Raw genomic sequence first — 26,568 nt, 5'->3', positions numbered from 1 at the left:
TATCGGAAGAAAAAAAGCTATTGACGATAGTTCTCTGTTAATGTTACGCTACTACTAATTTAATACGGACGATGTTACCTCATATATATTCGATAATATGGATCGAGAGTTTCTACCCGGCAACCTTAAATTGCTGGACTATGGGGAAAACTAATGAATATTAGCCTATGTGCAAAAAAAGACTCATATTGATTAGCTTTCTCTCATAGATGAAAGTGAATCCATATGGGTCTTTTTTTATTTTTATTTTTCTAAAAGGTCAGACATCTTACGTATGACATAAAACCTCTTTGTTTTATTTTTAGTAATATAACGAGCGTTTTATGTACAAACTTTATACGAACTTCTGAAAGGGGCAACTACATGCAATATGTAATGAGCATTATCGGTATTCTTGTCGTTTTAGGTTTATGCTTTGCTTTGTCAAACAATAGAAGTAAAATCAACTTCCGTGCAATTGCTATTATGATTGGTTTTCAAATTTTAATCGGTTGGTTTATGTTTGGCACAAAGATTGGTCAACAAATCATTATTTTCATTGGTAAAGTTTTCAACAAACTAATTAAACTTGGTACGACAGGTGTCGATTTTCTCTTTAATGGAATTCAAAGAGATTTTGTCTTTTTCTTAAACGTACTATTAATTATCGTATTTTTCTCAGCACTACTTTCTATCTTTAGTTATTTAGGTGTTTTACCATTCATCGTTCGCGTTGTCGGCGGTGCCATTTCAAAAATTACTGGTTTACCACGCGTCGAGTCATTCCACGCAGTAAACTCTGTATTCTTCGGTTCAAGTGAAGCGTTAATCGTTATTAAAAATGATTTACAACATTTCAATAAAAACCGTATGTTTATCATTTGTTGTTCTGCGATGAGTTCCGTTTCTGCTTCTGTTACAGCATCATACGTAATGATGTTAGATGCGAAATATGTACTAGCAGCTCTTCCGCTAAACTTATTCTCAAGCTTGATCGTTTGTTCGCTATTAACACCAGTTGATACGAAGAAAGAAGATGAAGTGATTCAAAAATTTGATAGAACTCTATTCGGAGACAGCTTTATCGGCGCAATGATTAACGGTGCGCTTGATGGTTTAAAAGTAGCTGGTATCGTTGCCGCATTAATGATTGCCTTCATCGGTGTGATGGAAGTTGTAAACTACGTAATTAGTGCCGCTTCAGGTGCAATGGGATATGCTGTTACTTTACAACAAATTTTCGGTTATATACTTTCTCCATTCGCATTCTTAATGGGTATTCCAACTCAAGATATTATCCCAGCTGGTGGTATCATGGGTACGAAGATTGTATTAAACGAGTTTGTAGCAATCCTTGATTTAAAAGATGTTGCATCAACATTATCTCCACGTACAGTCGGAATCGTTACAGTATTCTTAATTAGCTTCGCAAGTATTAGCCAAATTGGTGCGATTGTTGGTACAATCCGTGCCCTTTCTGAAAAACAAGGAAGCATCGTTTCTAAATTTGGTTGGAAAATGTTATTTGCATCAACACTTGCTTCCATTTTATCTGCAACAATCGCTGGATTGTTTATTTAATAAAAAACTCCACCTTACTTCTCCTTTTTCAGAAGGAAATTTAGGTGGAGTTTTTTACTTTCTTCTATATGTATGTTTATGTAAATCCCACCAGAAAAATATAAGTTATTTTTTCCGAATTATTCCAAAAATGTATTCCCCTATATATTCTATAGTGATATGATGTACAAGGGTATAATTCAAATTTTTAAAATCGAAAATTTGAGTTAGTGTCACTTATACAAATGATGATTGCATGACATAATTGATGATAATTAAAACACAATAGAAGGATGATAGAATGAAAAAATATACATATATCGCTTTACTTTCTTCTGCTATTCTCGTAGGTTGTAACACTAGTAGCACTAGTGATAAACAAATAAAAGAAGCGACGGCGAAACAAACAGTTGAACCAAAAAAAGCGAAAGCAGTTGAACTTCCTTTAACACAAGGGATTATTACATGGGACCCGTATGAATATAACGCACAAAACACCACGCTTTATACAAAGGATTTAAGAGATTCATTCAAACAAGTACGTTACAATATTTGGCGTACTGCTGATGGTCCTGAAAGCAAACAAACTTTTACTTCACAAGAAAAAGAACGTGACTTTGCCCTCCCACTACACTTAAAAGCATTTCATTTAAAACGTGGCGAATTCCAAATTGAAACAGTAGGAATCAAAGAAGATAATACTGAAACAAATCTAGTAACATCTAAAATTACATTCCAGCAAAGTGTACCCGTATTAATGTACCATGCAATTGAAAAATACCCTGGACCAAGTGATGGAGATTACGGCTTATACGTACCACCTGAGCAATTCGAAAAGCATATGCAATATTTAAAAGATAACGGTTATACGATGCTTACGTTTGAACGTTGGAATGATATAAATCGTGTAAATAAACCTGTTTTTGTAACGATGGATGATGGTCGAAAAAATAATATGAACGCTCTTCATATTTTACAAAAATTAAAGGATGATAGATTTCAACCTACGGCTACTGAATTTCTTACTGCAAATGAGATAGACAAACCAAACCGTCTATCAACAGATGAGATAAAACAAATGATGGATTCAGGTATTTTTTCTATTCAATCGCATACTGCTAATCATACGATGATGGCTCATTCCAGTAATTATGATGAGGAATTACGTAGTTCGAAAGAAAAAATCGAAGCCCTTACTGGTAAAAAGGTCATTGCTCTCGCCTATCCAGTAGGTTCTTATAATGACCTAGCTGTTGAAGAAACAAAAAAACATTATGAGTTCGCAGTAACTACTGATCACGGCAATCACATTACAAAAGGGATGCCAAACGAACAGTACTTAATTAAACGCCATTTTGTAGGGCCTAATACATCGATGGAAAAATTCATATCTCTTATAAAGTGAAACTTTAATCAGCCCTCACCTGACCTCTTTGTTTTCACTGAATTTTGAGGCGGGGTCTTACTGCCCACAAATAGCAGGATAAAGTAAACTTCACTAGAAGACGAACGAATAGATTTATTGAAAGTCACTAACCTATCTCATTACTAAAATGATATGATGAACAAGGGTATGTCCCCACCGCTCTTACAGCGGTGGGGATTTTAAATACGTATGCAACATAATACACAATAGAAGGTGATTTTATGAGAAAATACGCAGCAATCGCTTTATGTACGTCTGCCATTTTAGCTGGCTGTAACAGTAGCAATGTAAGTCCTGAACCTAAAAAAGAGAAAAAGGTTCAAGAGACTAAGAAACAAGAAGTGACCGTACAAGAACAAGGTAAAATTTCTTATCATCCAATTACACACGAATCTACAAATACCACTATTCATATGACAGATATAAAGGATACTTTAACTGAGGTACAATATAAAATTTGGCGTACAGCTGACGGAAAGGAACACACTAAATCTTTTTCTTCTAAAGAAAAAGAGAAACAGTTTACACTTCCTTTTGACATAAAAGAATTTGAAGGAAAACGCGGTGAATTCCAAATTGAAGCAATAGGAATGAAAGAAGATGGGAAAACCATTCCACTCACAAAATCTGCAATTACTTTCGAGCAAAAGGTTCCCGTTCTTATGTACCATGCAATCGATGATTATCACGGACAAGGCATTAAAGATTTATTCGTATCCCCCGCTAACTTTGAAGCTCAAATGAAATATTTAAAAGACAACGGCTATACATTACTAACTTTTGAACACTGGGGCGATATAAATAAAGTGAATAAACCTATCTTTGTTACATTTGATGACGGTATGAAAAATAATATGAATGCATTTCATATTTTGCAAAAGCTAAAAAACGATACGTTTAAACCAACAGCAACAGAATATATGATTGTTAATAATGTTGATGCTGAAGGATCTCTTTCTACATCTGATATAAAAGAAATGGTTGATTCCGGCATTTTCTCCATGCAATCTCATACTGCAACGCATGCAGACTTACCGAAGATTACAAACTATGAAGAAGAATTAAAGGGATCGAAAGAAAAGCTAGAAAAAATAACAGGTAAGCCCGTTATCGCAGTTGCTTATCCATTCGGTCATGTAGATGATAAAGTCGTTGCAGAAACAAAGAAATATTATCAATTTGCGACGACAACAAAACCCGGAAAGTTCATCACAAAAGGTGAACCCGATGAGTTGTTAAAAATGAAGCGTGTTCGCATACACAATTCGACGACTGTAGAACAATTTGCTTCTTCGATTAAATAACGATGAGAGCTCAATATATTTTGAGCTCTCTTTTTACGCTATATTTATATATATTTTTTGAATTTTCTTGTATTATATATAGTAAGAAATCTTTCAAATTAAAGGAGATTATACATATGTCATTTGAACAAACGTTAGAGAAATATGCTGCTCTTGCAGTCAATGTTGGTGTTAATATTCAACCAGGACAAACATTATCAATTAGTGCACCTCTTGAAGCTGTACAATTTGTACGCCTCGTTACAGAAAAAGCATATAAATCTGGTGCAAAACACGTATATGTCGATTGGAATGATGAGACCTTAACACGCTTAAAGTTCGATCTAGCTCCTGAAGAAGCATTCGCTGAGTTCCCATCTTGGAAAGCACACGCTCGTGAAGAATTAGCAAAAGAAGGCGCTGCATTTATGTCTATTTATGCAGAAAACCCTGATTTATTAAAAGGTGTAGAAGCAACTCGTATAGCAACAGCTCATAAAGTAGCTGGTGAAGCAATGAAAGTATACCGTGATTACGTACAAGCTGATAAAGTAAGCTGGTGTGTCATTTCTGTTCCTACGAAAGAATGGGCTGCGAAAGTATTCCCTGACGTTATACCAGAAGAACAGGAAGCAAAACTATGGGATGCTATTTTCAAAGCTACTCGTGCTGATTTAGAAAATCCTGTGGAAGCATGGAAAGAACACGATGAAACGTTACATACAAAAGTTGATTACTTAAACGAAAAGCATTATAAAGCTCTTCACTATACAGCTCCTGGAACAGATTTAACAATCGAACTTCCAGAAAAGCATGTATGGGCTGGTGCTGGTAGCTTAAATGAAAAGAACGTACCATTTATGGCGAATATTCCAACTGAAGAAGTATTTACAATGCCACTTAAAACAGGTGTAAACGGCCAAGTATCTAGCACAAAACCGTTAGCATTTGCAGGTAACATTATCGATAACTTCACGTTAACATTTGAAAACGGACGTATCGTAGACTATAAAGCAGAAACTGGTGAAGAGGCTTTAAAACATTTAGTAGAAACAGATGAAGGTTCTCACTTCTTAGGAGAAGTGGCTTTAGTACCTCATGACTCACCAATTTCAAACACAAATATTTTATTCTACAATACGCTATTTGATGAAAACGCATCTTGTCATCTTGCAATTGGAAGTGCTTATGCATTCAACTTAGTTGGCGGAAAAACAATGTCTAAAGAAGAACTTGCTGAAAATGGAGCAAATACTAGTATTACACACAACGACTTTATGATCGGATCAGCTGAGCTTGATATCGATGGTATTACAGATGATGGAAGACATGAACCAATCTTCCGTAAAGGTAACTGGGCATTTTAACACAAATAAAAGGCTATCTTCCACACTGGAAGATAGCCTTTTATGATGCCGATGAAACCTTGAGTCCAATTACTCCTAAAACAATAAAGAGAATACAAAATGCTTGGAATAAGCTAATGTGCTCTTTAAAGAAATACACGCTAATGATTGTAATAAGTAATGTTCCTACACCAGACCAAATGGCATAAGCGATACTTAAATGAATTTTTTTGACAACGATAGCAAATACGCTAAAACAAATTCCATAAAATACGAAAATCAGCACACTTGGAACGAGCTTTGTTAAACCATTCGATAATTTCATCGCAATTGTTCCAGCTACTTCAAAAATAATTGTTATGAGTAATAATAGCCAATATACCATACCAGAATCTCCTTCTCTGTTACCTTATAGAGATTCTAGTATACTACTTATAGTCCTAATGAAATATATTTAATTTCTAAATATTCCTCGATACCGAAATGGCCTCCTTCGCGGCCAATACCACTCTCTTTAAAACCACCAAACGGTGCTTGTGCAACTGATGGAAGACCATCATTTAATCCGATAATGCCGTACTCTAACGCTTCACTAATTTGGAATGCTTGACTAATATCTTTTGTGAAAATATAAGCAGCCAAGCCATATGGTGTATGATTTGCACGTTCGATTACTTCTTCAACCGTTTTAAATTTCGCAACTGGTGCCACTGGTCCGAATGTTTCTTCATTCATACAAAGCATCGTATCGTTCGCCAATCCAATTACAGTTGGTTGCATAAAGTGTCCATCTAGCTCTGCAACCTTTTGACCACCAAATAAAACTGTTCCACCCTTTTGAATAGCATCTTCAATATGTTCCTGTACTTTCGAAACTGCATTCTCGTCAATAAGTGGTCCTACAGTCGTTCCGTCACCGAAACCGTCTCCTACTTTCAACTGCCCTACTGCCTTTTGAAACTTCTCTGCAAATACTTCATACACTTCTTCCTGAACAAATACTCGGTTTGTACATATACACGTTTGTCCTGCGTTACGGAATTTCGAACCGATTACCGCCTCTACCGCTTTATCTAAGTCCGCATCGTTCATAACAATAAACGGCGCGTGACCACCTAACTCAAGTGAAACCTTTTTCATCGTTTGTGCAGCACTGGCCATTAATTCCTTCCCAATTTCCGTTGATCCTGTAAAGGAAACCTTTCGAACACGTCCATCTTCCATCCACGTATCAGCAATTGCTTTCGCACTGCCTGTTACAATATTTATTACGCCTTTTGGAATGTCCGCTTCATGAGCTAATTCAGCTAATTTTAGCGCAGTTAACGGCGTTTGACTTGCAGGTTTTACAACTGCTGTACATCCTGCTGCAAGCGCCGGGGCTACCTTTCTCGTAATCATAGCAGCCGGGAAATTCCAAGGTGTAATAGCTGCCATAACTCCAACTGGTTGCTTCATAACTAAAATACGTTTATTCGGATGAGAAGCAGGAATCATTTCACCGTATACGCGTTTTCCTTCTTCTGCATACCATTCAACAAAGCTATTTGCATAATTCACTTCACCAAGTGCTTCTGCAAATGGCTTTCCTTGTTCTCTCGTCATGATTGCTGCAATCTCTTCTTTATTTTCATCAATAAGTGTGAACCATTTTTTCAACTTCACTGCACGGTCTGCTGCTGTTAACTTAGACCATGATTTAAAAGCTTCATGGGCAGCATCAACAGCTTGCTTTGCCTCTGTTACTCCGCCCTTTGGTACCGTCGCAAATATTTCCTTCGTCGCTGGATTATTTACTTCGATTTGTTCTTGCAATGTAATCCACTCACCATTTATATACATCGCCTTTTTCTCTACATTTACAAACGTCGCTTTTTTATCCAATGTTTTCTTCCTCCTCTATAAGTTTCTTTATTTTCCTAGTGGCAGCAGATTGACTTATTTTTAAAAACTCCGCTACTTTATAACTCGATCCATATGTTTTATATGCTTTCAAAATAATATTCCGTTCTACTTCTTCTAACATTTTATAGAGACTTTGGCCGGACTGTTCAACCGTTGATTCTTGCATCGCTATTGGTAAATCTTCTATCGTAACGATATCATCAGCAGTTATAACAATTCGCTCAATCACATTTTCAATTTCTCTATTATTTCCTTCCCACGGGTAACCAACAAACATTTGCAATGTGCTAGGTGCTAATTTTACATTCCGACCATATTTCTCGTTAAAGTGCTGTAAATAATGATAAATGAGTGGCAAGATGTCTTCGGTTCTTTCCCGGAGTGGCGGAATTAAAATAGGAATGACATTCAGACGATAATATAAATCTTTCCGGAATGTTCCTTGTTTCACCATCATACTTAAATCTCGATTTGTTGCCGCTACAATTCTCACATCCACTTTTTTTAATTCTCTTCCGCCAATAGGGCGAAATGTCTTCTCCTGCAACACTTGCAAAAGCTTCGCTTGAATTTCAAGCGGCATTTCGCCAATTTCATCTAAGAAAAGAGTTCCTTTATGCGCTGACTCTAATAATCCCTTTTTCCCTTCACGATTCGCACCTGTAAACGATCCACCTGAGTATCCAAAAAGCTCTGATTCAATTAAATTCGTTGGCAATGCCGCACAGTTAATTTCATAGAAACTTTCATTCTTCCGGTTACTCACTTCATGTAAATGACGTACTAATCGACTCTTCCCTACTCCTGTCTCGCCTAAAACAAGAACTGTACTATCTACCACAGATACTTTCTTAATTGTCTCGACTATTTTTTGCATAGCGATACTTTTAAAAATAAGTCCTTCATGCTCATACGTTTCTCTTAATTCTTTTTTATATGTTTTTAACTGATTATCCATTTCCTCTACCTTTTGACGTAATTGGTAGAGTTCTGTAAGATCACGAGAATAACTAATTACTCTTCTTAAATTCCCCTCATCGTCAAAAACAGGCCTTGTACGAACATGTAAATACTCTCCTGATTTTGTCGTTTGAACGAGTTCAATCGGTCTCTTTTTTTCAATTACTTCTAACGTTGCCGATGGATAAAAAATACCATCCTTCTGCAATTCTTTTACATGCTTACCTACTAACTCTTTGGCAGCTAATTGATAGTGCCTTTCACATGTACTATTTACACGCACAACGATTCCCTTTTCGTCAGTCACAAAAATTTCGTCAAACGCATATTCAAATACATCTTGTAAATCCATTAACATTCGTTCCTTTTCTGCAACCATCCTAGCCACCCCTAACTTCCAATCCATCGATCACTTCACTACCTTTATTATAAAGTGAATTTTCTGCATTTTACATAGAGTCAGCTAGAATGTTTGCGATTTATTATTTAGCTCTTAAACATGCGCAGTATTTGCTTTCTCATAACAGACTTGCAATGATTCTTCAATAATTGTTAATCCTTCTTCAAGTTGCTCATCTGTAATCACTAATGGCATTAACACACGAATAACATTACCGTATGTCCCTGCTGATAGTAGAAGTAATCCACGTTTGTTTGCTTCTGCACACAAGTTAGCTGTTAACGTTTTATCAGGTGCTTTCGTCTTACGATCTTGAACGAGCTCGAATGCACACATTGCCCCTAAACCACGCACATCACCAATGCAATTATATTTATTTTTCATCTCTTCGAATCGGTTCATTACGACTTTTCCCAATTCTATCGCTCTATCATTTAAATTCTCTTTCTCTATTACATCAAGTACTGCCAATGCTGCTGCACATCCTAGCGGGCTTCCTGCGTACGTTCCACCAAGCTCTCCCGGCGCAGACTCATTCATAATTTCCTTGCGCCCAATAACGCCACTAATTGGTACACCAGCGCCTAATGATTTAGATACCGTAATTAAATCTGGAACGACATCATAATGATCAATGGCAAAATATTTTCCTGTACGACTAAATCCTGTTTGAATTTCATCCGCTACAAATAGGATGCCGTGTTCTGAACAAATATTGCGCACTTCTTGCACAAACTTCTTACTTGGAACGATAAATCCGCCTTCCCCTTGAACAGGTTCCATTACAACGGCTGCAATGGTTTCTGGTGCTACTTCTGATATGAAGAAATTCTTAAACTCTTCAATCATAAAGTCATCATACTGCTCTTCCGTTAATCCTTCTGGGCGGCGATATTCGTACGGGAATGGCGCTTTATAGACTTCAGGCGCAAATGGGCCAAATCCAAATTTATATGGTTTTACTTTACTTGTCATCGTCATTGTCATTAATGTACGCCCGTGGAATCCTTTAGAAAACGCGATAATACCAGGTCTTTTTGTATATTTACGAGCGATTTTTACAGCGTTCTCAACTGCTTCTGCACCACTATTTAAAAATAGTACTTGCTTATCAAAACTTCCCGGTGCTAATGCTGCAAGTTTTTCTGCTAATTCAATATATGGCTCATACATCATGACATTAAATCCAGTATGAATGTATTGATCTACTTGTTTATGGAGCGCCTCTTTAACAGCTGGATGACAATGCCCTACGTTTATTGTTCCGATTGCTCCTGCGAAATCAATGTACTGATTGCCATCAACATCTGTTACAAGAGAACCATTTGCAGATTGTACAAACGTTGGGATGCCGTTACTTACTCCTTTTGGTACTATATTTTGGCGGCGTTCTAATAAAGACGCTGCTTTTGGTCCAGGAATTTGTTCATTTACTTTAGCAAATTTTTTTGTATTCATTAAGTACCCCATCCTTTTCTTTACATTGTTTTCTCTTTTCATTGCAAAATTTATGCCAACATTCTTTTCCAGCATTCATCCTACATGCCTTCTATTTCAGCATAAAAAATAAGTCCATAGAGACTCATTAAGAGTCCCTATAGACTTATTTTTCTTACACATTAGACTTTCCTTGTTCCCAAATAAACTCGCCTGAATGAGAAATAAAATCCCCAACAGATTGTACTACTAAATCCGCAAGTGGTTCTAAAGTTTGACGATCTCCTGTACCAGATAGTACTCCAATTGCATAGCAATCGCCGCCATTTTTCGCTAAATGTAAATCAGTTGGAGTATCTCCAACGACTGCTACTTCACACGCCTCTAAATGAAACATTTCACAAAACGATTCTACAATTCTTTTATCTGGTTTTTGTGCCGGAAACGTATCTGAAGCTACAACATAATCAAAATAAGACTCTAATTGATACTGTTTTAAAAATAATTCCGTCGGTGCGAAATCATCAGCTGTAACAACGCCTAAAATAAATCCTCTATCCTTTAAGCTTTGTAAAATTCTTGGTAAATCCGCCGTCATTCTCATATAGGAACGGTGCTCGTACATAAGGGAAAATAATTTTTCACTTACCCACTCATGCATCTCTTCTTCCTTAGATGACGTAATATACTTACAAAGCCCTTTTGCAACATCAAGGCTTGTTCCTGACGCTATTGCGCTATGAGGGTTCACAAGTGCCCCCTCCACACCGATCTCTTTTAATAAATCCTGCTGCATTGACTTTGGAAGTTGATATAAATTTATACATTCCGCCACAAGTTCTTCAGCTACTTTTATCCAAATTGAATGAAAATCCATTAATGTCCCATCTTTATCAAATAGTATTGCTTTTACCTTCTCCATAGCACCCTACCTCTCGTTTCTTATCTCCTCCAGTGTATCAATAAAGTATGGATATAAAATAAACGAATTGTAAAAATACCATAAAAATCAAACTAACTTCCAATTTACAATTCCTCTATATAATAAAAAGGATGCCTTTACAGGGCATCCTCTTGATGTTCAGGAACAAATAGTTCCAGACAATGGTATATATTTTCGAATTCCATCGGTGCATCTCCACCGTATTCACCATCTAAGTTAATCATTAATTTATCTGGTGAATGCACTTTAATTCGATTTGCTTGTGTGTATAGCACTTTTGGATTGTTAATATGTTCACCACGCTGCGCTTGTGTTGCTGCTTTAATTAAGTCAGCAATAGAACCTTTTTTCAGTACTAATAAATCAAATAATCCATCGTTAATTGATGCATATGGTGCTACCTTTTCAAAGCCACCAACTGAACGAGTATTCGTAATTAAAAACATCGTAATTTCTTCCTGTAGCATCTTTCCATCATACTCAATTTCAACATATGTTGGATGTAATGATGGTAACATTTCGATTCCTTTTAAATAGTAAGCAAGTTGGCCTAATACTGTCTTTAGCTTACTCGGTACTTCATATGTTAATTCTGTTATACGGCCGCCACCAGCGATATTAATGAAATATGTATCATTCGCTCTACCAAGATCTAACGGAACTGTTTTTCCTTCACAAATAATATCCGCAGCCTCTTCAATTGCACGAGGTACACCGATCGCACGCGCAAAATCATTTGTCGTTCCAACTGGAATAATTCCAAACTTCGGACGATGTTCATGTCCGACTAAACCGTTCACCACTTCATTTAATGTACCATCACCACCAGCTGCGATAACAACATCAAATTTACGATCCGCAGCTTGCCTCGCTGCCACAGTCGCATCTCCAGGACCAGTTGTCGCATGACAAGACGCTTCATATCCAGCTTGTTCTAATTTTTGTAATACTTCCGGTAAGCTCTTCTTAAATAGCTCGCGCCCAGAAGTAGGATTATAAATAATTCTTGCTCGCTTCATCATTTATTAGCACAGGAAATTTCTTTATGTTTCAAAAAAGAACATACCGAACCTCTATTCAGTATTCCCATGCCTACCTCCTCTCATCTTCCTATCCTTCTTTTATCCCGCTCAAACAGGCAGTAAGAACCCGATTCGTGTAGTCCATCAAAAGTAAATATTCATTTCAATGGTTTTGTTTTATTTGACAAAAAATTTATGTCCATCTATTTCCTCACAACAATTTACATATAACGAATAATAATTATCTATTATTTCATGAGATGAAAAAAAACCTCTATGTCTAGATTTATCATTATTCCCACCTTTTTGCAACTATCATACCATAGTTGCTATACAAACATTTTTCCACTTTTGACAGTTAATCAAACGTTTGTTTAAACGATCTTCTCTCATTTAAACAAACGTTTGATTAACCTAGAAAAACACCCATGTACGGGTGTTTTTCTGCTTAATCTTTAAAAGTTGTTACTATTATCGCTTATTAATCTCTTCAAGTAAGATTTTGTTAACAAGCGGTGGATTTGCTTGTCCTTTTGTAGCCTTCATAATTTGACCAACTAAGAAGCCAATTGCACGGTCTTTACCGTTTTTAAAGTCTTCGATAGATTGTTCATTGTTATCAAGAATTTCTGTTACAACTTTACGAAGTGTACCCTCGTCAGAAATTTGAACAAGACCTTTCGCTTTAACGATTTCTTCTGGGTCTCCACCTTTTTCAATTAATTCGTTAAATACTTTCTTCGCGATTTTAGAAGAAATTGTACCTTTTTCAATTAATTGAACCATTTTAGATAAACCAGCAGGCGTTAATGCAACGTCTTTTAATTCTTTTTGTTGCTTGTTTAAGTATGCAAGCACTTCACCCATTAACCAATTTGATGTTAATTTCGCATCAGCACCATCTGCAACAGTTGCTTCAAAGAAATCAGACATCTCTTTCGTTAATGTTAATACGTGTGCATCATAAGCCGGTAAGCCAATTTCTGCAACGTAGCGAGCTTTACGTGCATCTGGAAGTTCTGGAATCGAAGCACGAATTTCTTCTTTCCACTCATCATCGATGTAAAGTTCAACTAAGTCTGGCTCTGGGAAGTAACGGTAATCGTCAGATCCCTCTTTCACACGCATTAAGATTGTTTTCTTCGTTGCTTCATCATAACGACGTGTTTCTTGTTGGATGATACCACCAGATAACAATTCTTTCTCTTGGCGCACTTGCTCGTGCTCAAGACCTTTTTGTACGTAAGTGAATGAGTTTAAGTTTTTCAGTTCCGCTTTTGTACCGAACTTCTCTTGTCCAACAGGACGAAGGGAAATGTTCGCATCACAACGCAAGGAACCTTCTTCCATCTTACAATCAGATACGCCAGTGTATTGAATGATTGATTTTAACTTCTCTAAGTATGCATATGCTTCTTCTGGCGTACGCATATCTGGCTCAGATACGATCTCGATTAAAGGCATACCTTGACGGTTGTAGTCTACTAATGAACCATCAGCTGTATGCGTTGATTTACCAGCATCTTCTTCTAAATGAAGACGTGTAATACCGATACGTTTCTTTTTACCGTCTACTTCGATTTCAATCCAACCATTTTCACCGATTGGCTTATCGAATTGAGAAATTTGGTAAGCTTTCGGATTATCTGGGTAGAAATAGTTTTTACGGTCAAACTTCGTTTCCGTTGCGATTTCACAGTTTAATGCCATTGCAGCTTTCATTGCAAAGTTAACTGCTTCTTTATTTAAAGTAGGAAGTACCCCTGGGTATCCTAAGTCAATTACACTTGTTTGTGTATTTGGCTCCGCTCCGAATTCTGTTGGACTCGCAGAGAAAATTTTCGAATTTGTTTTTAACTCAACGTGAACCTCTAAACCAATAATTGTTTCTAAATTCATCTATGCTCGCCTCCTTACAGACTTGCTTTTTTTGTATGATAGTCTGTTGCTTGCTCAAACGCATGTGCAACGCGGTAAATTGTCGCTTCATCGAAGTGTTTACCAATGATTTGTAGACCAAGTGGCATGTTGTTAGCACCAAATCCACATGGAACAGAAATCGCTGGAACACCCGCTAAGTTTACTGGGATTGTTAAAATGTCGTTTGCATACATTGTCATTGGATCATCAACTTTTTCGCCCACTTTAAATGCCGGAGTTGGCGTTGTTGGTCCAATAATAACATCGTAGTTAGCAAATACATTTTCAAAGTCGTTTTTAATTAATGTACGTACTTGTTGTGCTTTCTTGTAGTATGCATCATAGTAACCAGAGCTAAGTGCAAATGTACCAAGCATAATACGGCGTTTTACTTCATCACCGAAACCTTCGCTACGTGTGTTTTTGTAAAGGTCTAATAAATTATTTACATTATCAGAACGAACACCGTAACGTACGCCATCAAAGCGTGAAAGGTTAGCAGATGCTTCAGAAGAAGATAATAAGTAATACGTTGCTAGAGCGTATTTAGAGTGTGGAAGAGATACTTCCTCCCAAGTTGCGCCCATACCTTCTAATACTTTTAAAGCAGCTAGTACTGACTCACGAGCTTCTTCGCCAACACCTTCTCCCAAGTATTCTTTCGGTACAGCAATACGTAAACCTTTAACGTCGCCTGTTAAACCAGCTAAGTAGTTTCCTACTTCAACGTTTGCAGAAGTTGCATCCATACGGTCAATACCTGAAATAGCTTGTAATAAGTATGCATTATCTTCTACTGTACGTGTAATCGGTCCGATTTGGTCAAGTGAAGATGCGAATGCAACTAATCCGTAACGAGATACACGTCCGTAAGTTGGTTTTAAACCTACAACGCCGCAATATGCAGCTGGCTGACGGATAGAACCACCCGTATCAGAACCTAGAGAGAATAATACTTCTCCTGCCGCTACAGCTGCTGCAGAACCACCACTAGATCCGCCTGGAACGTAATCTAAGTTCCATGGATTTTTCGTAGCGTAGAAACCTGAGTTTTCATTTGAAGAACCCATTGCAAACTCGTCCATATTTAATTTACCGATTGTAACTGTGTCAGCAGCTTTTAGCTTTTGCACAACTGTTGCATCATAAATTGGATCAAAGTTTGCTAACATTTTGCTCGCACAAGTAGTACGAAGACCGTTAGTTACAATGTTATCTTTCACACCAATTGGCATACCGAATAATAAACCATTATCTTCAGCACCAATTTTCGCGTCTAATTCTTTCGCTTTCACGCGTGCGTTTTCTTCATCTAATGTAAGAAAAGCTTTTACGTTATCTTCAACATCCGCAATACGTTTGTAAGATTCTTCTACTAAATCCGTAACGGAAATTTCTTTGTTGTTTAACTTCTTATGTAACTCTGATACGGAATGATCAAATAATGACATCGAAATTCCCCTCCTCTATTCTAATACTGCTGGAACACGGATTTGATTATCTTTGTGATCCGGTGCATTTTTTAATACTTCTTCGACTGGTAAACCTTTTTCTGGTACATCTTCACGCATAACATTTTTCATAGTTAATACATGAGTTGTTGGTTTTACATCTGTTGTATCTAATTCATTTAACTGTTCTGCAAATGTAACAATTGCATCTAGTTGTTTTTGAAATTTTTCAGCTTCTTGATCAGTAATTGCAAGACGTGCTAAATGTGCTACGTGCTTTACATTCTCAACGGAAATTCTTGACACGGCTAGGCCACCTCCATAATATATCGTTCAATCTACAATACTATTGATGATACCAAATTTTCAGTACTTCAAGCAAGTCAACACACGGCACTTACTGCATTTTTACATAAAAAAAGAAAGGCGAATGCCTTTCTTTACGATTTACTCTTTATCTAACGGTTTATTTTTCGGAAATCTCTCGTTATCTTCTTCATTATCACGAATTGTTTTTTGTAATACAAAACAAGACATCGTTAAAAATAATGTTCCAATTAAATAATATCCTTTTACACTAAGCGTTTCATCTAACGTATAAATTCCAATTAGCATACCTGAAAGCGCGCAAACAAATGAAGTCCATGCTAAAAACGTGAACGCTTGCGTATTACGTCTTCTCATCGTTCTCCCCCTCGTTAGCTGTACATCCATTATAGATAAGTATATTTACCATGATGGATTTTTATGTAAATTCTAGTTTTATATTTATAAATCTACCATAAAACAATACTATTTTAAAGTTAGTTTTCTGTCTAATCTGAAAAAACAGTTAAAATTATTGACATTTATTTCTATTCTACATAAAATAAAAATAAATATTACGAACCTCGAAATATACGGGAGTGGAATTAATTGTTGCAATACGAACATTTTTTAGACTTACTGCTAGATAACGCCAAGAAACTTTTCTATCCTGAGGAATGGGTAAGCCTAGATTTAACACTTTCTAAAACAGAAATATTTTGTTTACTTTGGATGGAGCGAAATACAGATATTACAATGACAAAAATCACTGACCTTCTTGATATACCAATGAGTACAACGACGGGTGTTGTAAATCGCCTTGTAAAAAAGGGATATATCGAAAGGTATCGTGATGAAAATGACCGACGCATTGTATTAATTCGTTTAACAGAAAACGGCGTAATGCTCGTTCAAGAAGTAAAACAAAATGCAGCCCATTACTTTAGCCTAGTGACAGAAGCATTATCAGAAGAAGAAAAAGCATTCTTACTACAAATCTTCCAAAAGATTATGAACCACATTGCTACGTCACAGCAAAAAACAGAAGAAAAGGTTTCTACACCTAAAATGAAAAACATTCCGATTGAATAAAACCCTACTAGGGTTTTTATTCAAAAAAATATTTCGTAACTCGTAATATCCGACACTCGAAATAAAGGGGATAGAATGATGAGAATTATTTTGTATACAGGTAAAGGCGGCGTAGGAAAAACTAGCATTTCAGCAGCAACAGCACTTCAAAGCGCAAAACAAGGATTAAAAACATTAGTAATGAGCACAGACCCAGCCCATAGTTTAGGAGACTCATTTGGTATAAAGTTATCTTCTGAGCCACTAGAAATTCGTGAAAATTTGTGGGCACAAGAAATTAATACGATTTATGAGATGGAAAAAGGCTGGGGAAAATTACAGAAATATATTACACTACTCTTCACTTCCAAAGCAGCTGATGATATTACAACAGAAGAGTTAACGATGTTTCCTGGTATGGAAGATTTAATTAGCTTACTCCGCGTACTCGATTATTATAAACAAAACACATATGATGTTATTATCATTGATTGTGCTCCAACAGGAGAAACATTAGCAATGCTCAGCTTTCCAGACATGCTTGGCTGGTGGATGGAAAAACTCTTTCCTATTAAAAGAAAAATTTTAAAAGTTGTTCGCCCTGTAGCTCAACCACTTCTTGGTGTCCCCCTTCCAACCGATGATATTATGGACGAATTAACAAATACACTTGAACAGCTTGGAGAAATGAGAGATATTTTATCAAACCGAGACGTCACAAGTATCCGCATCGTTGTAAATCCCGAAAAAATGGTCATTAAAGAGGCTCAGCGCAGCTTCACGTATTTAAATTTATACGATTATAACGTAGATGCGATTATGATTAACCGCGTCATCCCTAACACTGTCACCGATCCTTATTTTCAAGCTTGGAAAGATACGCAAAAGAAATATAAAACATTAATTCAAAATAGTTTTGATCCACTTCCTATTTACGAAGCTCCTATGTTTGAACAAGAAGTTGTTGGTTTGTCTATGTTAGAGCGTGTAGGAGATGCTTTATTTAAATCAGATTCTTCTCCCACGAAAGTGAAATTTAACGGTCGCACTCAATATGTAAAAAAAGATGGCGATGAGTATATTTTCGTTCTGTCTATTCCCTTCTCTAACAAAAGTGAACTTGCATTAAATCAAAAAGGTGACGAGCTTATCATTCGTGCTGGTTCTGTTAAACGAAACATCACATTACCCAAAACGTTAACACACCTTTCTATTCAAGGGGCAAAATTCGAAGATGATGTACTAAACATTCGATTTGGAGGTGTAGTGCATGCGTGAGGAATTACTAAGAAAGGTAATTCATGCAAAAATAAAAGTCGGTATGAATATATTAGAAGAGTTACCTGCACCAATCCAGCAATCAGCTAAGCAAATGCTAAACATTTTACAAGAGGAGCTAGCTGCTTATCCGAAAGAACGAGAGGATCACGAAGATAATTTAAAAAGTATCATAATTGAATAACTACAAAAAAAGACCAGGAAAACTCCTGGTCCATCACTCTACTTAACAAACATTGGATTCTACGTTATACAAAATTGGAAGGTACAGAATTAGGGTTTTGTTTGTTAAGTAGATTATATGTTGAACGAGCTAACAGCGGAGGGGTTCCTACTGTTAATCGTTAAACCCAATAATTATTTTACGATTTTTTCAAGCTCCTCAAGTGAAAGATCTACTGAAATGGAACCATCATTTGTTTCTTTCTTAATTGCATCTGTTACTTCTTTTGAATGATAGAGTTCAATTACTTTTTTCAGTGTTGGATCATCTTTATCTTTCGTACGAGCTGCAAAAATATTAATATATGGCTTCGCATTTTCATTCTTTGGATCTTCTAAGAAAATCGGATCCTTCGCTGGATCTAATCCAGCTTGACCAGCAACACCGTTATTAATAACTGAAGCTGCTACATCTTTTAATACACGAGGTGTTTGCTGTGCGATAACTGGTGTAATTTTTAACTTCTTCGGATTTTCAGCAATGCCACTTGGATCTCCGAATAGGCCAAAGTCTTTCTTAAGCTTTACTAATCCGGCTGCATCAAGAAGTTTTAATGCGCGCGCTTGATTCGTTGGATCATTTGGAATCGCAATTTCTGAACCATCTGGAATTTCACTTGCTTTCTTATGTTTTTCAGAGTATAAGCCCATTGGCGCAATTTGCGTTGTACCGACAGCTGTAATATCTAGCTTATGCTCCTTCTTAAATTGCTCTAGGAAAGCAATATGCTGGAATGAGTTTAGTTCAATATCTCCATCAGCTAACGCTTTATTTGGCGTTGTGTAATCAGAGAACTCAACCAGTTTAATTTTAATTCCTTCTTTTGCAGCTTTTTTCTTTAAAATTTCCCAAGCGTCTCCATCTGTTCCGGTTACACCTACGCGAACTGTTTTCTCTTTCGCTCCTGCTCCCGTGTCCCCACTTGAGCAGCCGCTTAACGCTGAAATTCCTACAATCGCTGATAATGCAAATGCTAAAATTTTCTTCATTTTCTTTTCCCCTCTTCCTGTTTATGATCTGCGTAAAAAGACTTTCGCAAAGTAGTTTCCTAAGTTTTGAGCTACCTGTACGAGAATAATAAGTAAAACGACCGTTACGAACATAACTGATGTATCAAAACGTTGATAACCATATGTCATCGCTAAGTCACCAAGGCCGCCACCACCGACAAGCCCAGCAACTGCAGAAAATTCAATTAAACCAACTGTCATAAATGTAACCCCTAAGATCAATGGCGCTAACGCTTCTGGGACAAGAATTTCAAAAACAATTCTAATTGGTGAAGCACCCATTGCTTGCGCTGCTTCAATGACCCCCTTTGGAACTGAAACAAGATTTGTTTCAACCATTCTCGCAATACCGATTGATGCAACTAACGTCATTGGGAAAATCGCTGCTGCTGTTCCAATCGTCGTTCCAATAACGCTTCTTGTTAGTGGACTTAAAGCTACTAAGAAGATAATGAATGGAACCGGACGAATTGTATTAATAATGATATTAAGAATAGAAAAGACCCATTTATTTTCTAAAAAGTTTCCTTTTCTCGTTACATACAACAGTAAACCTAGAGGTATACCAAGGATTGTAGCGAATATAAGGGTTACGATTACCATTAAGAGGGTATCCCCCGTCGCATCTACTATGCGTGGCCAAAATATACTCCAATCAACTCGCATGAGCCTCTACCTCCTTCAGCTGCACTTGCAGTCTTAGATGTTGTAATGCTTTTTGAATTTCTTTTTGCTCACCTTGCAGTTCTACAAGTAAATTTCCAAATAGCACATTTTGAAGTTCAATAATATTTCCGTAAAGCACGTTTACATCGACGTTATAATTTTTTGCGATATATGATAGTACTGGTCGCCCTGTCTCCTCACCAGTAAATGTTAAGCGATAAATCTGTCCTCCATTTTGAATTTTCGCTAGAACACTTTCTGGTAAATGATCATTGATAATAGAACGTACAAAGTTTTGAGTCGTCTTTGTTTTCGGTTGTGTGAAAACGTCAAACAGTTTTCCTTCTTCAATAACTCTCCCCTTCTCCATTACAGCTACACGATGACAAATCTCCTTCACAACATGCATTTCATGTGTAATGAGTAGAATCGTTACATTGTACTCTCGATTTACTTTCTTTAATAAGTTTAATATCTCTGTCGTCGTTTCTGGATCTAAAGCTGATGTTGCCTCATCACATATAAGGATATCCGGTGATGTTGCAAGTGCTCTTGCAATACCAACACGCTGCTTTTGTCCGCCTGATAGTTGCTCTGGATAATAGTTTGCTTTATCTTCTAATCCTACAAACTTCAGCAGTTCATTTACTCTTTCTTTTATCTCATTCTTTGGTACTTTCGCTAACTTTAATGGGTACGCAATATTTCCAAACACTGTTCTTGAATTAAATAAATTAAAACTTTGAAAAATCATCCCGATTCTTTGTCTTAGCTTCCGTAATTCTTTCGTCGATAGTAATGTAATATCTTTATCATCTATTGAAATCGTTCCTGCCGTCGGTCTCTCTAACATATTTACTAAGCGTAACAACGTACTCTTTCCAGCGCCACTAAAACCGATAATGCCAAAAATTTCGCCCTTCTCAACTGATAATGTTACATCTTCCACCGCATGAACAGATTGCCCACCTGATTCATATACTTTACTTACGTTCTTAAAAGAAATCATTTTCTTCCCTCCTATATGCTGTAAAAACTTGAAGTAGAGCTTTCGAGGTAAAATAAAAAGTGCTCTCCCTCTTATCAAACATAAAGATAAGAAGGAGAGCACTTGTATGTACTCGGTCACATCTTCTCATCTTCCAAGCCTTTATAAGGCTTGCTGGAGTTAGCACGGTATTAAAAAACCCGTTGCTGAGGTATCGTAGGGCCAGTCCCTCCACCTCTCTGGATAAGAATGTATCGATTTAATTGTCGTTTAATTAATTCTCATTATAGAACTCAGAATAATAAGAGTCAATACATTTTTTAGAAAAATATTAATTATTTCTTTATTAAAATTTTCAAATAAAAAATCGCAATATAATATTGGTTTTTAAAGTTATGTAAAATTCTTCTCCTTCATATTTTTTAAAAGGAGAATCCTCTCTATAAATTGAATACCATTATTTGAATATGAAATCGGAGGAAGATAAATATATGAAAACAGCTCTTTTACTCGTTGATATTCAAAATGATTATTTTCCACATGGAAAGATGGAATTACGTAATCCAATAGAAGCAAGTGACTATGCTAGTCAGCTACTACAACTCTTTAGAACGAAAAACGAACCTATTTTTCATATCCAACATGTAGCAATAAAAGATGACGCTACTTTTTTCCTACCCAATACAGAAGGTGTACATATTCATGAAAGCGTACGTCCACTTAGAGAAGAAACTGTTATACTCAAACATTATCCAAATAGTTTTCGGGAAACTGATCTTCTAGAACAATTACAACGTTTAGCTATTAAGCACGTCGTCATATGCGGGATGATGACTCATATGTGTATCGATGCTACCGTAAGGGCTGCTTTTGATTTCGGCTTTAAATGTACCGTTATACATGATGCTTGTGCGACAAAAGATCTTTCTTTTAAGAATGCTACGATACCAGCCGTTTATATTCATAACACAATTTTGGCTAGTTTAAATGGAGTATATGCAACTGTAATGAGTACAGAGGAGTTTTTTGCTACAAAAAAACACTCCCTTCAGTGAGCAAAACCGAAAAGAGTGTTTCTTGTCAAACCATAGATTTTCTTTCAAATTGTATTATACAGGAAATCCTTAAAATGAATACTAAAAAATATGACTAATAAATCAACTTTTCTCGTTGTTTTGTTTCTATTTACATGTTTATCCCGATATTAATAGGGTTTTGCTAGTTCTAAATATCGAATGGTAATATATGGTGCTTAGAACTAGTTTCTCCTATCCAAAACAAACATATTATTTATCTGTTTGTTTTTGCTTCTTTTTTAAATACTCCGCACGCAAATTTTCAATTTGCTGCTTTTTATCAAATTTGGCAGGCGTCTTTTTTTCATGAAACTTTGCCACAGCTACCTGACTCTTGTAATCCAATTGATATTTTCCCACTTTGTTCACCTACTTTTCTTATCCTTAAAGAGAATCTATTCAACAAATATAATATATCTTATTTGCTGAAGTAAACCTTATTACTTTATTAGTTTTTCTACTCATATCTATCTTGATCCAAATATAGAAATTTTTTCAAAAAAAAAAAAAAAAAGAGATCTTCGCAGACTGCGAAGATCTCTCCTACTATTTCTTATAAAGTTTCAGAAGTAGTTTTTGCTTGCATGTGAAGTGCTAAGTAGTCAGGGCCACCAGCTTTAGAGTCTGTACCAGACATGTTAAAGCCACCGAATGGTTGGTAACCTACGATTGCACCAGTACATCCACGGTTAAAGTATAAGTTACCCACATGGAATTCTTCACGTGCTTTTTCAATATGGTCACGGTTATTAGTAACAACAGCACCTGTTAAACCGTATTCTGTATTGTTTGCAATTGCTAGTGCATGATCAAAGTCTTTTGCTTTACAGAATGCTACTACTGGTCCGAAGATTTCTTCTTTCATTAAGCGAGCATCTTCTGCAACGTCAGCAACGATTGTTGGTTGGATGAACCAGCCTTTAGAATCGTCTCCTTCGCCACCTGCTAAGATTCTACCTTCTTCTTTACCAATTGCAACATAGCTCATTACTTTATCGAATGCAGCTTGGTCATTAACAGGACCCATGTTTGTACCTAATACAGCTGGGTTAGCAACTGTTAATTCTTTCGTTAATTCAACAGCACGATTTAATACGTGATCGTATACATCTTCATGGATTACTGCACGAGAACATGCAGAACATTTTTGTCCTGAGAATCCGAATGCTGATGCAACGATAGATTTAGCTGCTAATTCAAGATCTGCTTCTTTATCAACAACGATTGTATCTTTACCACCCATTTCAGCGATAACGCGTTTTAACCAAATTTGGCCTGGGTTTACTTTCGCTGCACGCTCATAAATACGGATACCTACATCACGAGATCCAGTAAAGCTCACGAAACGTGTACGAGGGTGATCTACTAAGTAGTCACCAACTTCAGAACCATTACCTGGAACGAAGTTTACTACGCCAGCTGGTAAGCCAGCTTCTTCTAATACTTCCATGAATTTCGCTGCTACTACAGGAGTTGTACTAGCTGGTTTTAGTAATACTGTGTTACCAGAAACTAAAGCAGCTGTTGTCATACCTGCCATAATTGCGAATGGGAAGTTCCAAGGAGAAATGATAACACCTACTCCTAATGGAATGTAAGAGAAACGATTATATTCAATTGGACGGCTTTCTACTGGAATACCGTCTTTTAATTTTAACATTTGACGACCATAATATTCCATAAAGTCGATTGCTTCTGCTGTATCAGCATCTGCCTCATTCCATGGTTTACCTGCTTCTTTTACAAGAATAGCAGAGAATTCATGTTTTCTGCGACGAACGATTGCTGCAGCGCGGAATAAAATGTCTGCACGCATTTCTGGCTTTGATTTTCTCCAAGTTTGGAATGTTTCATCCGCTACTTGCATTGCTTTTTCAGCTAACTCACGGCTTGCTTTTGAAACGCGACCAACAAGTTCCTCTTTATTTGCAGGGTTTACAGAAACAATTTTGTCTTCTGTAGTGATTTTTTCTCCCCCAATAATTAATGGATAGTCTTGTCCAAGATAAGATTCTACTTTCTTTAAACCTTCTTCAAACGCTAATTTGTTAGCCTCCACTGAAAAATCTGTAAATGGCTCATGTTTGTATGCTACTACCATCCTTTTAGCCTCCCCTTAGAAAAACGTTTACATTTTACAACATTATTCTACACGATAATTTAGATTTATTCAAATATTCCTAGACTTATATTTTAAAAATTAATTAATTTTTAAAATATAATAAAAAAATAGAGTTATACATACGTATAACTCTACAAAATATGAGTATATTCCAAAACATTTTTTCCAATTAATAAAATAGTTACTAATAAAAATAAAGTTCTTACATATCCAACACCTTTTTGAACTGCAAACTTCGATCCAAAATAAGCGCCAAAAATCATCGACAATCCCATAATAATACCGTATTCAAAATGAATTACGTCCAAAAATAAAAAAGTAATTAAAGATACGATATTACTAACAAAGTTCAAAAGTTTTCCAGATGCTGCCGCTTGAATAAAATCCAAACCAATTAATAAAAATGCAAAAATTAAAAAGGATCCTGTCCCTGGCCCAAAAAATCCATCGTAAAACCCTATCATTAAAATAACAAAGAAAAATATTAATGTTTTTCCTTTCGTCATCTTCTTATAGGTAGATACACTTCCCCAATCCTTTTTTGCAATAATATAAATAGCAATAAACACCAACATCACAAGCACTAACGGACGTAAAATATCCGGCGGAATAAACTTTACTACTAAAGCACCTGAGACCGCCCCTATAATAGTTAACGGGATTAACTTTCCTACAATTTTAAAATCGACCTTTCCTGATCGAATAAAATAAATTGCACTCGTAAACGTCCCCATCGTTGCCGCTAATTTATTTGTTGCAATTGCCGAAGCTGGTGGTAAACCAACAAACATAAGTGCAGGAAGCGAAATTAATCCTCCACCGCCAACAACTGAATCAATAAAAGCTGCTAAAAAGCCGAATGCAATTAATAAAATAATGACTTGAAAACTTAATTCTTCCATGTGCTTACCCCTTACCCCTATTATTTATAACATTTTAAATTATAACAAAATTATTCGAGAAAAAAAGCCGTTCCATAAAGGAACGGCCCTCCTATTTAATCTAAAATTTTCACAAATGGTTCATCTTGCTTCGCTTCACGTATAATAATCGCTTCTGGGCGTTCTACAGATTTAATCGTTACTTGTACTTTCATATAATTCGGGAAGTATTCTGTAACAAGCCCAGCTACATATTGTGTAAAGCCAATTATTTCTGCTTTCCCATTAAACTGGACCGGAATATCCAGCTTTATTTCCCTTAATTCATCGTCTCTATACATACCAGTACCGATAACAGCTGTATAGTCGCCTTGGAAATAATCGCTTAGTTTCGCTTTAAAGTTCGATACTCTCGCAAGATCTTCACGTTTATTATCTGTTTTCGCTTGTTCAGATGGGAACAAATAATACTTCTCATTAATTTGTTTCCAATCCTCAACCTTTTCACTACCTTTTTCTACATTCGTATAAGAGACAAAGTTACCTGGTACGAGCGAAGACTTTGGAGCCTGACGATAAATCGCAAACGTTATCGGAACATTTTTTGTGTCAGGTTTTTTTTCATGCATAAATTTCAAGACTTCTTGCGCCATTTTTTTCCCTTCAGCTAACATTTTTTCTTGCTCGATTTTAGCTTCACGCGGATAACCATGCTCTTCCTCGTAATAATGAACCGAATTCATTGCTAAACCAACTACAATGCCTTGGAGTTCATCTGTTTCGCCTTTTTTCACATAATAATCATGCTCTAAAATATTTGAAATATATATTGGATTTTTTTTATTTTTTGCCTCTAATGATTCAGATCCTCCACCTAACGCTGGGTTTAGCCCAATGTTTGGAAATTTAACGGCATCTTTTTTTAATGTATCTTCTAATTCTTTTTGCTGTGCATCTGTACGCTTTCTTTTAACAAGCATCTGCAAATTTTGAGTATCTAGAGCACTTCCACCTTTAAAGAAATGATCTTTCGTACTAAAGGATTCTTTTGCAATACGCATTAATCCTGTTTCAAATTCATCTATATCAAGACGATTACTTACTCCTTGTACAACTAAACCACGTGCAGCTCCTGCGTCAAATGGAATAGTCGTCTTATAATATTCATCCGAAATAGCGTACTTCGGAACGATTGCTTGTTCTTTTGCTTTCCCCGATTTCTCAACCACTTTTTCATCTTTATCGGCACCTGCACTACATCCACTTACAAGTAGACCAAGGCTTAATACCGCTAATGCTATTTTTTTCATGGTAA

At 36.3% G+C, this 26,568-nt stretch carries 25 protein-coding genes and 2 riboswitches; of the genes, 8 read left to right on the top strand and 17 right to left on the bottom strand.

Annotated elements, in window-relative coordinates; all coding sequences use genetic code 11:
• Positions 1-59: 59 nt before the first annotated feature.
• Positions 60-161, top strand: a riboswitch (purine riboswitch).
• Positions 162-363: 202 nt separating this feature from the next.
• The 4 genes from ACHZK0_RS01930 (at position 364) to ACHZK0_RS01915 (ending at position 5,615) form a co-directional block, all read left to right on the top strand.
• Positions 364-1,560 carry a NupC/NupG family nucleoside CNT transporter gene (locus tag ACHZK0_RS01930; RefSeq protein ID WP_001200509.1) on the top strand — a complete coding sequence of 399 codons (1,197 nt, stop codon included), beginning with the start codon at positions 364-366 and terminating at the stop codon, positions 1,558-1,560.
• Between the two features lie 280 nt (positions 1,561-1,840).
• Positions 1,841-2,944, top strand: a complete 1,104-nt coding sequence (locus ACHZK0_RS01925; protein WP_270606268.1) for a polysaccharide deacetylase family protein — start codon at positions 1,841-1,843, stop codon at positions 2,942-2,944.
• A 242-nt stretch (positions 2,945-3,186) separates the two neighbouring features.
• Complete coding sequence (locus ACHZK0_RS01920) at positions 3,187-4,269, top strand: polysaccharide deacetylase family protein (RefSeq protein ID WP_262741274.1); 1,083 nt, start codon at positions 3,187-3,189, stop codon at positions 4,267-4,269.
• A 116-nt stretch (positions 4,270-4,385) separates the two neighbouring features.
• Entirely contained in the window at positions 4,386-5,615 is a 1,230-nt protein-coding gene (locus tag ACHZK0_RS01915) for an aminopeptidase (protein ID WP_262741273.1), read from the top strand.
• Positions 5,616-5,655: 40 nt separating this feature from the next.
• Here ACHZK0_RS01915 and ACHZK0_RS01910 read toward each other — a convergent pair whose 3' ends face one another.
• The 10 genes from ACHZK0_RS01910 to ACHZK0_RS01865 all read right to left on the bottom strand — a co-directional run bounded on the left by ACHZK0_RS01910 (position 5,656) and on the right by ACHZK0_RS01865 (position 16,316).
• Positions 5,656-5,979, bottom strand: coding sequence for a DMT family transporter (locus ACHZK0_RS01910; protein WP_395761094.1), 324 nt, complete (start codon positions 5,977-5,979; stop codon positions 5,656-5,658).
• Positions 5,980-6,026: 47 nt separating this feature from the next.
• Complete coding sequence (gene gabD / locus ACHZK0_RS01905) at positions 6,027-7,478, bottom strand: NADP-dependent succinate-semialdehyde dehydrogenase (protein WP_262741272.1); 1,452 nt, start codon at positions 7,476-7,478, stop codon at positions 6,027-6,029.
• Positions 7,471-8,838: a sigma-54 interaction domain-containing protein gene (locus ACHZK0_RS01900; RefSeq protein WP_061679426.1), complete on the bottom strand. Its 1,368-nt coding sequence runs from the start codon at positions 8,836-8,838 to the stop codon at positions 7,471-7,473. Before ACHZK0_RS01900 ends, gabD begins: the two co-directional genes overlap by 8 nt.
• 114 nt (positions 8,839-8,952) lie before the next feature.
• Complete coding sequence (gene gabT, locus ACHZK0_RS01895) at positions 8,953-10,317, bottom strand: 4-aminobutyrate--2-oxoglutarate transaminase (protein WP_170956891.1); 1,365 nt, start codon at positions 10,315-10,317, stop codon at positions 8,953-8,955.
• A 154-nt stretch (positions 10,318-10,471) separates the two neighbouring features.
• Positions 10,472-11,218 carry an HAD family hydrolase gene (locus ACHZK0_RS01890; protein WP_395761093.1) on the bottom strand — a complete coding sequence of 249 codons (747 nt, stop codon included), beginning with the start codon at positions 11,216-11,218 and terminating at the stop codon, positions 10,472-10,474.
• Between the two features lie 137 nt (positions 11,219-11,355).
• Entirely contained in the window at positions 11,356-12,261 is a 906-nt protein-coding gene (locus ACHZK0_RS01885; RefSeq protein ID WP_061679429.1) for a diacylglycerol kinase, read from the bottom strand.
• Positions 12,262-12,732: 471 nt separating this feature from the next.
• A complete protein-coding gene (gene gatB / locus ACHZK0_RS01880) occupies positions 12,733-14,160 on the bottom strand; it encodes an Asp-tRNA(Asn)/Glu-tRNA(Gln) amidotransferase subunit GatB (protein ID WP_046958896.1) in 1,428 nt (475 codons plus the stop codon).
• Between the two features lie 14 nt (positions 14,161-14,174).
• Positions 14,175-15,632, bottom strand: coding sequence for an Asp-tRNA(Asn)/Glu-tRNA(Gln) amidotransferase subunit GatA (gene gatA / locus ACHZK0_RS01875; protein WP_262741269.1), 1,458 nt, complete (start codon positions 15,630-15,632; stop codon positions 14,175-14,177).
• A 15-nt stretch (positions 15,633-15,647) separates the two neighbouring features.
• Positions 15,648-15,938 (bottom strand): Asp-tRNA(Asn)/Glu-tRNA(Gln) amidotransferase subunit GatC, encoded by a 291-nt coding sequence (gene gatC, locus ACHZK0_RS01870; RefSeq protein ID WP_000086999.1) that lies wholly within the window; start codon positions 15,936-15,938, stop codon positions 15,648-15,650.
• 141 nt (positions 15,939-16,079) lie between these two features.
• Positions 16,080-16,316 carry a YiaA/YiaB family inner membrane protein gene (locus ACHZK0_RS01865; protein ID WP_001254393.1) on the bottom strand — a complete coding sequence of 79 codons (237 nt, stop codon included), beginning with the start codon at positions 16,314-16,316 and terminating at the stop codon, positions 16,080-16,082.
• A gap of 231 nt (positions 16,317-16,547) precedes the next feature.
• Between ACHZK0_RS01865 and ACHZK0_RS01860 the strand changes: the two genes are divergently transcribed.
• The 3 genes from ACHZK0_RS01860 to ACHZK0_RS01850 all read left to right on the top strand — a co-directional run bounded on the left by ACHZK0_RS01860 (position 16,548) and on the right by ACHZK0_RS01850 (position 18,471).
• Positions 16,548-17,030: a MarR family winged helix-turn-helix transcriptional regulator gene (locus ACHZK0_RS01860; protein WP_262741268.1), complete on the top strand. Its 483-nt coding sequence runs from the start codon at positions 16,548-16,550 to the stop codon at positions 17,028-17,030.
• Between the two features lie 75 nt (positions 17,031-17,105).
• Positions 17,106-18,287, top strand: coding sequence for an ArsA family ATPase (locus ACHZK0_RS01855; RefSeq protein ID WP_262741267.1), 1,182 nt, complete (start codon positions 17,106-17,108; stop codon positions 18,285-18,287).
• Positions 18,280-18,471: a DUF3926 domain-containing protein gene (locus tag ACHZK0_RS01850; protein ID WP_061679431.1), complete on the top strand. Its 192-nt coding sequence runs from the start codon at positions 18,280-18,282 to the stop codon at positions 18,469-18,471. The genes ACHZK0_RS01855 and ACHZK0_RS01850 overlap by 8 nt, the downstream gene beginning before the upstream one ends.
• A 173-nt stretch (positions 18,472-18,644) precedes the next feature.
• Here ACHZK0_RS01850 and ACHZK0_RS01845 read toward each other — a convergent pair whose 3' ends face one another.
• Genes ACHZK0_RS01845 through ACHZK0_RS01835 form a run of 3 tightly spaced genes read right to left on the bottom strand, consistent with a single transcriptional unit; the run spans position 18,645 to position 21,195 of the window.
• A complete protein-coding gene (locus ACHZK0_RS01845; protein WP_262741266.1) occupies positions 18,645-19,499 on the bottom strand; it encodes a MetQ/NlpA family ABC transporter substrate-binding protein in 855 nt (284 codons plus the stop codon).
• Between the two features lie 21 nt (positions 19,500-19,520).
• Positions 19,521-20,186, bottom strand: a complete 666-nt coding sequence (locus ACHZK0_RS01840) for a methionine ABC transporter permease (protein ID WP_001261881.1) — start codon at positions 20,184-20,186, stop codon at positions 19,521-19,523.
• Positions 20,176-21,195 carry a methionine ABC transporter ATP-binding protein gene (locus ACHZK0_RS01835; RefSeq protein WP_395761092.1) on the bottom strand — a complete coding sequence of 340 codons (1,020 nt, stop codon included), beginning with the start codon at positions 21,193-21,195 and terminating at the stop codon, positions 20,176-20,178. Before ACHZK0_RS01835 ends, ACHZK0_RS01840 begins: the two co-directional genes overlap by 11 nt.
• A 123-nt stretch (positions 21,196-21,318) precedes the next feature.
• A riboswitch (SAM riboswitch) is annotated at positions 21,319-21,424 on the bottom strand.
• A gap of 241 nt (positions 21,425-21,665) precedes the next feature.
• Between ACHZK0_RS01835 and ACHZK0_RS01830 the strand changes: the two genes are divergently transcribed.
• Positions 21,666-22,229 carry a cysteine hydrolase family protein gene (locus tag ACHZK0_RS01830; RefSeq protein WP_270342135.1) on the top strand — a complete coding sequence of 188 codons (564 nt, stop codon included), beginning with the start codon at positions 21,666-21,668 and terminating at the stop codon, positions 22,227-22,229.
• Positions 22,230-22,460: 231 nt separating this feature from the next.
• On the opposite strand, the gene ACHZK0_RS01825 is transcribed toward ACHZK0_RS01830, so the two are convergent.
• The 4 genes from ACHZK0_RS01825 to ACHZK0_RS01810 form a co-directional block, all read right to left on the bottom strand.
• Positions 22,461-22,610: a hypothetical protein gene (locus tag ACHZK0_RS01825; RefSeq protein ID WP_395761091.1), complete on the bottom strand. Its 150-nt coding sequence runs from the start codon at positions 22,608-22,610 to the stop codon at positions 22,461-22,463.
• Positions 22,611-22,803: 193 nt separating this feature from the next.
• A complete protein-coding gene (pruA, locus tag ACHZK0_RS01820; protein WP_000259556.1) occupies positions 22,804-24,351 on the bottom strand; it encodes an L-glutamate gamma-semialdehyde dehydrogenase in 1,548 nt (515 codons plus the stop codon).
• Positions 24,352-24,503: 152 nt separating this feature from the next.
• Positions 24,504-25,274 (bottom strand): TSUP family transporter, encoded by a 771-nt coding sequence (locus tag ACHZK0_RS01815; RefSeq protein WP_262741264.1) that lies wholly within the window; start codon positions 25,272-25,274, stop codon positions 24,504-24,506.
• A gap of 95 nt (positions 25,275-25,369) precedes the next feature.
• Positions 25,370-26,563, bottom strand: a complete 1,194-nt coding sequence (locus ACHZK0_RS01810; protein WP_262741263.1) for a CamS family sex pheromone protein — start codon at positions 26,561-26,563, stop codon at positions 25,370-25,372.
• Positions 26,564-26,568 lie beyond the last annotated feature (5 nt).

This window comes from Bacillus sp. 3G2 (assembly GCF_044324725.1).
GTDB lineage: Bacteria > Bacillota > Bacilli > Bacillales > Bacillaceae_G > Bacillus_A > Bacillus_A mobilis.
This window is presented reverse-complemented; position numbering and strand designations above follow the sequence as displayed.